Raw genomic sequence first — 9574 nt, 5'->3', positions numbered from 1 at the left:
CCCGGGCGGCGGGAAAACGGGGGGCCGGCCCGCCGAACATCGCCATCGCCGCTTTTTTGGCTCAATCTCATGACAGAAGACCGCGCGCAGCCGAATCAAGGCCGGAAACAGGATTTCGCCCCTTCATGAGTTCAACGACCTTTCGTCCGGACATTCAGGGGTTGCGCGCCGTCGCGGTTCTGCCGGTCCTCATTTTCCACATCTGGCCAGGCGCCTTGCCGGGCGGTTATATCGGCGTCGACGTCTTCTTCGTCATATCGGGCTATCTGATCACGGGCCTTCTGCTGCGCGAACTGGAACGCGACGGGACCATCGGCATTGTTCGCTTCTATGGGCGCCGCGTCCGCCGCCTCCTGCCCGCCTCGACGCTGGTCCTCGTTACCGTCGCACTCCTGACCTTCACCCTGCCGCCGCCGCAATGGCGGGGCGTCGCGTCCGAGGTCATCGCGAGCGCGCTCTATTTCGAGAACTGGTGGCTCGCCGCGAAGTCGGTGAACTACCTCGCCGCCGACAACGCGCCGGGACCGCTGCAGCATTTCTGGTCGCTTTCCATTGAGGAGCAATTTTATTTCGTCTGGCCGCTGCTGATGATCGGCATGGGCGCGCTCGGCCTGCGCCGGGGTTGGCGCCTGCGCCCCGCGCTCGGCGCGGCACTCGGCGTCGTCTTCGCCGTTTCGCTCGCGCTGTCGGTTTATGAAACCATCCACGCGCCGCAGACGGCCTATTTCGTCTCGCACACGCGGTTCTGGGAACTGGCGCTGGGCGGCCTCCTCGCCGTCGCGGGCGCCCGCGCCGTCATTGCCGGCGAAGCCGCGAAGATCGCCGCGGCCACCATCGGCCTCGCCGCCATCGCGGCCGCCGCCATGCTTTATTCCGGCATGACCGCCTTTCCGGGCTATGCGGCACTGTTGCCCACGCTCGGCGCGGCGCTCGTTCTGACAAGCGGCGGTTCGATTGCGCGCTTCGCGCCGCACCGCCTGCTCGAAAGCCGTCCGGCCATGTGGATCGGCGACATCTCCTATTCGATCTATCTCTGGCACTGGCCGCTGATCGTTTTCTATCGGACATGGACCGACAGCATTCCCGGCCTCTGGGACGGGCTCGCGCTTCTCGCGGGCTCGATCCTGCTGGCCGCGCTGACGAAATATTTCGTCGAGGACCGCTTTCGCGGCGCCGGCTCCTCACCGGCGATCGGCCGCAGCCTTGCCGGCGGCCTTGCTTCGATCCTGCTCTGCCTCGTCGCCGCGGGCTCCGTCTTCGCCATCATCGAAAGCCAGCGCCCGGGTGAACTGACCGCGCAAAATTATCCGGGCGCCGCCGCCCTGATCGACGGTGTGCCCGTTCCGGCCGGCCTTCGCGTCGCGCCGCCACTCGCCCTTGTGCGCGACGACATCGCCGACGCCTATTCGAACGGCTGCCATCTCGATTTCGGCGAAACCGAGCCGCGTGGCTGCGTCTACGGCGCGCCGGACGGCGGCTTCCACGTCATGCTGATCGGCGACTCGCATGCGGCGAGTTGGCTGCCGACATTGCAGACGCTCGCCGAAACACGCGGTTGGCGCATGACCGCACACACGAAATCGGCCTGCCCGCTCATTCTCGGCAGGCTGGAAAAAGGTCCGGCCTGCTGGCAATGGGGCGAGAACATGATCGCCGAGGTCGCACGCGACAAACCCGATCTCGTCGTGCTCGCCATGGCGCGCGACAACAAGATTATCGGCGAAGGCACACGCGAAGAGCGCCTGCCGCTTCTGATCGAGGCGGTGCGCAAAACGGTCGCGGCCTTGCGCGAACAGGGCGTTGCCGTGGTCGTCATGCGCGACACGCCGCGCTTCGCTTTCGATCCGCCCGAATGTCTGTCGCGCGATCCGGAGTGCCGGGCGCGGATGGCCGACGCCTTCCCGGTGCCCGACGCCATGTGGCGCGCCTTTCGCGACGGCCCCGGCGTGCCGGTGATCGACATGACATCCGGCTTCTGTGCCGATGGCGTCTGCCCCATGATCGTCGGCAACGTCATCGTCTGGCGCGACTACCATCACTTCACCGCCACCTATGCGCGCACGCTTGCGCCCGCCCTTGGTCGCGAACTCGATCGGGCGATAGCGGCGCTCGGTATCGGCACAAAGACGGCAACGAAAACGAAATAGCCGAAGGCATCGGGCACGAAGATTGAATCGGGCGGGCGTCAGTGGCAGCACGAACCCTTTTTCGCCGGGTCGTGCTGCGCCGGCTTGAAGAACATGCCGAGTTGCAGGCTTTCGGCGATGCGGCCCGCCTTCTCCATGAAACGCTCGGCCGTCTCCGGCGCGCAAATCTCTTCCGCCGTCTCCCGGAACAGCATCAGCCAGCGGTCGAAATGCTGCGGCGTCACCTGCTTCAGCCTCAGATGCGCCAGCATCGGCTGTCCCTTGTAGCGCCCTGTGGTCAGCATCACCGACGACCAGAAGTCGATCATTTTCAGAAGATGCGGTTCCCAGTTGTCGCCGATCGCACCGTTGAAAATCGGTCCCAGAACCGCGTCGGCGCGAATACGCATATAAAAGGCGCGCACCAGCCGGTCGATCTCGGCTTCATCGGTCACCGGTTGGCTGTCATCGTCCTTGCGCCACGGGGCATGGGTCTCCGTCATCGCCGGCTCCATAAGATGTATTTGAAATACATCTTATGCTGGACAGCATTCGGCCGGAAGGCAATACTTCGTCCAGGCATTGGCCTGCGGCATTTCGCCGGCAAGGCAGCGGAGCCCGTCATGCGTCTCACCGTCCACACCGATTATGCGTTGCGCCTGCTGATGTACCTGGCGCTGAAACCCGGCAAGGTTGCCACCATCCGCGAAGTCGCCGAAACCTACGGCATCTCGCGCAACCATCTGGTCAAGGTCGCCCATGAACTTGGCCGCGCCGGTTTCGTCGAAACCCTGCGCGGGCGCGGCGGCGGGTTGCGTCTGGCGCGGCCGCCGGAAGCGATCGGCATCGGCGATGTCGTACGGACGACGGAAGAGGATTTTCGTTTGGTCGAGTGTTTCGATCCGCAGACGGATCATTGCCGCATCGGCCCGTCCTGCCGGTTGCGGCACCTGCTCCACGATGCCCTCGATGCCTGGCTGGAGGTACTCGACGGGGCGACGCTCGCCGACCTGGTCGAAAGGCCGAAACCGCTGCGCCGGCTCCTGGAAATCACCGCCTGACGGGCTTCGGCCCGTATCAGCCGTAGCTGAAGCCCGAGCGCGGCAACATCCGTGCCCGTTCGCGCCGTTCTTCGGCGCGGGCCTCCTCACGGCGCTCGTCGTTGCGCTCGCTCTGGCGCAGCGTTGCGCTGCCTTGCGGGATCGGATCGAGCGAAGCCAGCACCTCGACGACGCCTGGGGTCAGCTTCAGCGGCGAGCCATAACGGCTCGCTCCACTTGTCCCCGCCCCGGAGGACGAAGGCGGGGCATAACTCGGGGATAACAACGTGGCACCGCGTGTCGCATACCCTCTCTGGCTGCGTGCGGCCGGCGCCTCGAAATGTCCCTCGCGACCGTTTGTGACAGTTTTGTGACTGTTTGATGACAGAGGGGGGGTTTTGGCTGTCGCGTGCTGCTGTGAAGCATCGACATTTTCATGTTTGCTGACCAGGTTTTGATAGACCTCGGCAGCCGTCCGCGCCCGCCCCGAACGGTCGTAGAAGATCGACTTGTTCGCTTCGGCAGCCGCCGGAAAAAGCCTGTCGGCACGGGTATTTGGCGTCTCCTCGGCGGCCGAGATCAGCTTCGCCGCACCGCCCGCGCCAAGGAAATGCGCGATGTAGAGCTCGCCTTCGCTGGTCGACCGCCCAAGGCGATTTTCAAGCAAATCCGCGCTTTCCTGCGTATAAGCCCCGGCCATCAGCGCCGCCGCGCCTGCATCGAACCGCAGGGCAAGAATTTCCTGTCTTTCGGCAGTATTTTCCACGACATAGCGGCCATGGGCGTTGCAGCTGATAGCCTCGGCATAGCGCTCGAGTCCGAGTTCTCCACCATACTTCTTGAGTGTGCCGAGCCAGCTCTGTTCCGTAAATTGGAAGAGACCGGAGGCCGACGAAGTCGTTGATTTTGCGTGACAATCGAGGCTCGACTCGCGCATCGCCGTCTTCAGCAGATAGTCGAAATCGGCGCCCGTTCGCTCGCTCGCTTGCGCAAGCGCGGCGTGGATCGTCTGCGGTCCGCCAATGATTTCGACAAGGCTCATAAGGCCGTTCCTTTGCGTTCTGCCAATGAGTTCGCAAGGGCCGTGCCACGCTTGTTTCGGCAGAATCCCGGCATTTTTTTAAGGAGCGTTTCTCCGCGTTCGCGTTAAGCTTGCCCAAAAGCGCCAGAGGCGCATGAGGACTCTGCAAAGGGAGGGATTGCGGGATGACCGAGGTCGACGTCGCGGCGGAAGTCGAGGAAGAGCTTCACCATCCCAAAAGGGACATCCTGGAAAAGCCTTATCCCAAAGCCATTTACGCCTGGTATGTCGTCGCTGTCCTGGTTCTCGCCTACACTTTCTCCTTCATCGACCGTCAGATTCTGAGCCTCCTGGTCGGCCCGATCAAACGCGACCTCGCGATTTCCGACACCCAGATGAGCCTGCTGCAAGGCTTTGCTTTCGCTGCCTTTTATTCCGTGGCGGGCCTGCCGATCGGCCGTCTCGTGGATCGCTATCACCGCGTCAACATCATCGCGCTCGGCGTTTTCATCTGGAGCCTGATGACCGCGCTCTGCGGCACTGCGCGCGGCTTCCTGCAATTGTTCATTTTCCGCGCCGGCGTCGGTGTCGGCGAAGCGGCCCTGTCGCCTGCCGCCTATTCGATCATTGCCGACTATTTTCCGCCGAAACGCTTGGGTTTTGCGCTCGGCGTCTATGGCATGGGCGTCTATATCGGTGCCGGCCTCGCCCTCATCATCGGCGCTGCCGTCATCGCGCTCGTCTCCGAAGGCGGCAGCGCCACCCTGCCGCTGATCGGCGAAATCTACGCCTGGCAGATCACCTTCCTCGTCGTCGGCCTGCCCGGCATTCTGGTCGCCCTCTGGGTCTGGACCCTGCGCGAACCCGACCGCCGCGGGCACATCCGGCAGGAAACAGGCACCGACGGCGTCAGCCGCCGCGTCGAGGTGCCGGTCTCGGAAGTCTTTGGATATATGGGGAAAAACTGGCGCACCATAGTGCCGCTCAACCTCTGCTACGCGCTTTCGGCGATGATGGCTTACGGCGTCGCAGCCTGGATTCCGACGCTCTTCGTCCGCACCCATGGCTGGTCCTATCCGGAAGCCGGCTTCTGGTACGGTCTGGTGATCGTGATTTTCGGTACCACGGGCGTCATTGCCGGCGGCTGGGCAGGCGATTTCCTGACCGGCAAGGGCATCCGCAATGGCCGCATGATGGTCTGTGCCTTCACCGGCCTCGCGGCCTTCCCCTTCACAATCGCCTATCCGCTGCTCGACGACCCCTGGATCGCGTTGATTGTGCTCTGTCCGGCCACCTTCTTCGCCACCTTCACCACGGGCGCGGGCCCGTCGGCGCTGCAGGAACTGATGCCGAACCAGATGCGGGGCTTTGCCTCCGCCGTGCTGATTTTCGTCGTCACCATTATCGGCCTGGGTCTTGGGCCCACCTCGATCGCGCTGGTAACCGACTATGTCTATGGCGATGAAATGATGCTGCGCTACTCGCTGGCGGTCGTGCCGGCTGTTGTGCTGACGCTGGCCATCACGGCCGGCTTCCTGGGCCTCAGGCCCTATATCGGCAGCCTCGACTATCTGAAGCGTTGGAGCGCAGAACACGAGAAATGATTAACAAAATCAATATATTGTGTTAATTGTTCAACGTGAAACATCAAGATATGGGGCAGTTTCGGCTACGTCATACAATATAAAGCTAAAGACACAATATATAGATATATCAATAGGCTATGGTGCTAAATACTAGGACTTCCTTAAATAGCCCTGCCAAATGGCTGAAGTTGCCAGAGAATCGCTCTTCCGGCGGAATTGTCCGACACTAGGCGTGGCCAAGCATTTTCCGGCCTCAACCGGCATCGCGTACGAGCTTGGGCAAGCTTGAAGCGCAGCAGGGCCGCATCGAACGGTTTCACCAGATAATCGTCCGCCCCCGCCTCCATGGCGCTGCGCACCCCGGCGGCCCCGCCATCGGCACTGACATGAAACAGGCAGGCATTGGAAATCTTGCGGATCGCGGCGACCGCGAGACCGCCATCCGCCGTTTCGAGGCGCCCGTCGACAAGAACCAGATCGGGCCTGAGCTCCCTTGCAAGCGACAAAGTGTCTGCCGCGTCGCCGGACACAATCACGCGAAAGCCAAGGCTTTCAAGCATTTGCGAGGCGGCGAGCCGCATGGCGGCTGATGAATCGGCAACAAGGGCGGTGGTCAAGGTCCCAGCTCCGGCGTGAATCGATCACGTTCGCCGGCAAGACTAGGGCCCGAGTCTTAAACCAATCGTTAACCGTGAAGCGCCTGCGCCAGCTTCTCCGCCAGCGCCGTTGCCTCGGTTTCGGCATAGGGTTCCACCACCCCGGCGCCCCAGACCGGCGCCGGCCAGGCCGCATCGCCGGAAAAGCGGGCGATTACATGCACATGGAGCTGCGGCACCATATTGCCCAGCGCCGCCACGTTCATCTTTTCGGCCGAGGTCGCCGCCCGGAGCACCGCCGAGGCAAGATCGATCTCTGAATGGAAATGCGCCTTCTCCGCCGCAGCCACATCGTCGAAATCCCGCAAGCCTTCCCGCCGCGGCACCAGGATCAGCCAGGGAAACCGCCGATCGTTCATCAACAGCACCCGGCAAAGCGTCAAATCCGCAACCCGGAACGTATCGGCGGCCAGCCGTTCGTGAAGTTCGAAGGACATCTGTAGCCTCAATAAGATTTCGGCAAATCGAGCACCCGCTCAGCGATGAAGCTCAGGATCAACTCGCGGCTCACAGGCGCGATGCGGGCGATCATGATCTCGCGCATGTAACGCTCGACATGGAACTCCTTGGCGTAGCCCATCCCGCCATGCGTCATCACCGCGGTCTCGCAAGCCCGGAAACCGGCCTCCGCCGCCAGATACTTGCCGGCATTGGCCTCCGCGCCGCAATTCTCGCCTGCGTCGTAAAGCGCCGCCGCCTTGAAAACCATCAGATTCGCGGCCTCGAGTTCGGCCCAACACCGCGCCAGCGGATGCTGGATCGCCTGGTTCTGTCCGATAGGCCGGCCGAACACCTCGCGTTCCCGCGCATAGTCGGTCGCCTTCTTCAGCGCGATACGTCCGACGCCGACCGCCTCCGCGCCGATCAGCACGCGTTCGGGATTGAGCCCGTGCAGCAGATAGTGAAACCCCTTTCCCTCCTCTCCGATCAGATCTTCCTTCGGCACGCGCAGCCCGTCGAAGAACACCGCGTTGGAGTCGACCGCCTTGCGGCCCATCTTCTCGATTTCGCGCACCTCCGTCGCGCCGCCCCGGTCAAGATCGGTATAGAAGAGCGACAGGCCTTCGGTTGCCTTCCTGCACTTCTCCTTCGGCGTCGTGCGTGCCAGCAGCAGGATCTTGTTCGCCGTCTGCGCGGTCGAAGTCCACATCTTCCGCCCATGCACCACATAGGCCTTGCCGTCCCACTCCGCCTTCGTCGAAATCGCCGTCGTGTTGAGCCCGGCATCGGGCTCCGTCACACCGAAGCAGCAGCGATCTTCGCCCCTGATCAGCGGCGGCAGATTCTTCTGCTTCTGCTCGTCGGTTCCGAATACCACCACAGGCATCGGCCCGAAGAGATTGATGTGAATGGCAGATGCGCCGGACAGACAGGCACCGGACTCGGCGATTGCCTGCGCAACGATGGCCGCTTCCGTGACCCCGAGCCCCGACCCGCCATAAGCCTCCGGCATCGCGATCCCGAGCCAGCCGCCGGCCGCTATGTCGCGTACGAAATCGTCCGGAAAGCCGCCTTCCCTGTCGCGCTTCAGCCAATAGGCGTCGTCATAGCGTGAGCAAATCCGTCCCACCGCATCGCGGATCGCCTGCTGCTCCTCGCTGAACCTGAAATCCATCCCTAACCCTTTTGCGCTTTTCGTTTTTTGGATCGACGGCGCTATAACCTAGCCGAAGCATGGGGGCCGAGACAGCCCGCGCAACAATGGCAAGGGTGAGGAATGCCGGGACTATATTTCGAGGAATTCAAAGAAGGCCACGTCTTCAGGCACGCCATTCGGCGCACCGTCACGGAGACGGACAATGTGCTCTTTTCGACCATGACCATGAACCCGGCGTCGCTGCATCTCGACCACCACTATGCCGAGACCGAAACCGAATTCGGCAAGCCGCTGGTCAACAGCCTCTTCACCCTCGGCCTGATGATCGGCATTTCGGTGCACGACACGACGCATGGCACGACGATTGCCAATCTCGGCATGACCGACGTCACCTTTCCAAAGCCGGTTTTTCAGGGCGACACGCTGCGCATCGAGACGACGGTGATGGCCAAACGGCGCTCGAAATCGCGGCCAACCGCGGGAATCGTGACCTTTTTGCACAAGGCCTACAACCAGCGCGACGAGGAAGTGGCCTCCTGCACGCGGCAGGCCTACATGCATGCGCATGGAACGGAAGAGGCCTGAAAACATGCGTTCTTTCCTCTTCGTTCCGGCCGACAGCGAAAAGAAACTGGCCAAGGGCGCGGGCTCGGGTGCCGATGCGCTGATCGTCGATCTCGAAGACTCGGTTGCTTTGTCGAACAAGGAAAACGCGCGGAAATCCGCCGTCGAATATCTGAAAAGCGCCGACCGCAACGGCCCGAAGCTTGTCGTGCGCATCAATGCGCTCGACACGCCTTTCTGGCAGGCGGACATCGAGGCGGTGGTGCCCGAAAAACCCGACATCATCGTGATTCCAAAGACGATTTCGGGCGATTGCGTGCGCAAGGTAGGACATGCCATCGACAAGGTTGGGCATGATGCGGGCGGCATGCCTCCGAATGGCATCGGTCTCGGCTGCGTCGCGACCGAGACGGCGGCCTCGCTTTTCACGCTTTCGACCTATGCCGGATCACATCCCCGCCTCGTCTTCCTGACCTGGGGCGCCGAGGACCTCGCCGCCGCCCTCGGCGCGCGTGACAACAAGGACGGGAACGGCAGCTACACCGGTCCCTATCAGCTCGCGCGCACGCTGACGCTGCTCGGCGCCGTCGCGGCGGGTGTCGCGCCGGTCGACGGCATCTGGAAGGACTTCAGGGACGAGAAAGGCCTCGAAGCGGAAGCCCGCGCCGCGGTTCGCGACGGCTTTACCGGCAAGATGGCAATCCACCCCGCACAGGTCGCGATCATCAACGCGGTCTTCACGCCGAGCGAGGCCGATCTCGCCCATGCCCGCGCGGTGATCGAAGCCTTCGAGAAAGCGGGCGATGTCGGCGTCGTGGCACTCGACGGTGTGATGCTCGATATCCCACATTTGAAGCAGGCCCAACGCCTCATCGCCACGGTAAAATAGGCCGATTTCTGGTCATTCCCAAAAATTGGACCTAAGTCTATTTTTTTCTGGCCTCCTCCGCCCGCCGCGTTTAGGCTTCCGCCATTGGCACCCGG

At 62.7% G+C, this 9574-nt stretch carries 10 protein-coding genes; 5 read left to right on the top strand and 5 right to left on the bottom strand.

The window, feature by feature from the left end; translation table 11 throughout:
• Window positions 1-125: 125 nt before the first annotated feature.
• Window positions 126-2147 (top strand): acyltransferase family protein, encoded by a 2022-nt coding sequence (locus tag WEB61_RS05260; RefSeq protein WP_368063280.1) that lies wholly within the window; start codon window positions 126-128, stop codon window positions 2145-2147.
• Window positions 2148-2185: 38 nt separating this feature from the next.
• Here WEB61_RS05260 and WEB61_RS05255 read toward each other — a convergent pair whose 3' ends face one another.
• Entirely contained in the window at window positions 2186-2629 is a 444-nt protein-coding gene (locus WEB61_RS05255) for a group III truncated hemoglobin (protein WP_368063279.1), read from the bottom strand.
• 120 nt (window positions 2630-2749) lie between these two features.
• Between WEB61_RS05255 and WEB61_RS05250 the strand changes: the two genes are divergently transcribed.
• Window positions 2750-3187, top strand: coding sequence for an Rrf2 family transcriptional regulator (locus WEB61_RS05250; RefSeq protein ID WP_368063278.1), 438 nt, complete (start codon window positions 2750-2752; stop codon window positions 3185-3187).
• Between the two features lie 16 nt (window positions 3188-3203).
• Here WEB61_RS05250 and WEB61_RS05245 read toward each other — a convergent pair whose 3' ends face one another.
• Window positions 3204-4103, bottom strand: a complete 900-nt coding sequence (locus WEB61_RS05245) for a lytic transglycosylase domain-containing protein (protein WP_368063277.1) — start codon at window positions 4101-4103, stop codon at window positions 3204-3206.
• Window positions 4104-4372: 269 nt separating this feature from the next.
• Between WEB61_RS05245 and WEB61_RS05240 the strand changes: the two genes are divergently transcribed.
• Complete coding sequence (locus WEB61_RS05240; RefSeq protein ID WP_368063276.1) at window positions 4373-5791, top strand: spinster family MFS transporter; 1419 nt, start codon at window positions 4373-4375, stop codon at window positions 5789-5791.
• A 143-nt stretch (window positions 5792-5934) separates the two neighbouring features.
• Here WEB61_RS05240 and WEB61_RS05235 read toward each other — a convergent pair whose 3' ends face one another.
• From WEB61_RS05235 to WEB61_RS05225, 3 genes are all read right to left on the bottom strand, one after another.
• Window positions 5935-6390, bottom strand: a complete 456-nt coding sequence (locus WEB61_RS05235) for a response regulator (RefSeq protein WP_368063275.1) — start codon at window positions 6388-6390, stop codon at window positions 5935-5937.
• 68 nt (window positions 6391-6458) lie between these two features.
• Complete coding sequence (locus tag WEB61_RS05230; RefSeq protein ID WP_368063274.1) at window positions 6459-6866, bottom strand: HIT domain-containing protein; 408 nt, start codon at window positions 6864-6866, stop codon at window positions 6459-6461.
• An 8-nt stretch (window positions 6867-6874) separates the two neighbouring features.
• The gene (locus WEB61_RS05225; protein WP_368063273.1) at window positions 6875-8044 is read right to left on the bottom strand and encodes an acyl-CoA dehydrogenase family protein; all 1170 of its coding nucleotides are present in this window, start codon (window positions 8042-8044) and stop codon (window positions 6875-6877) included.
• A gap of 102 nt (window positions 8045-8146) precedes the next feature.
• On the opposite strand from WEB61_RS05225, the gene WEB61_RS05220 reads away from it, so the two are divergent.
• Complete coding sequence (locus tag WEB61_RS05220) at window positions 8147-8611, top strand: MaoC family dehydratase (RefSeq protein ID WP_368063272.1); 465 nt, start codon at window positions 8147-8149, stop codon at window positions 8609-8611.
• Window positions 8612-8615: 4 nt separating this feature from the next.
• Window positions 8616-9479: a CoA ester lyase gene (locus WEB61_RS05215; protein WP_368063271.1), complete on the top strand. Its 864-nt coding sequence runs from the start codon at window positions 8616-8618 to the stop codon at window positions 9477-9479.
• Window positions 9480-9574: the final 95 nt, after the last annotated feature.

This window comes from Parvibaculum sp., assembly GCF_040882025.1.
GTDB lineage: Bacteria > Pseudomonadota > Alphaproteobacteria > Parvibaculales > Parvibaculaceae > Parvibaculum.
The sequence above is the reverse complement of the archived record's forward strand: the minus strand, read 5'-3'. Positions and strand labels throughout refer to the sequence as shown.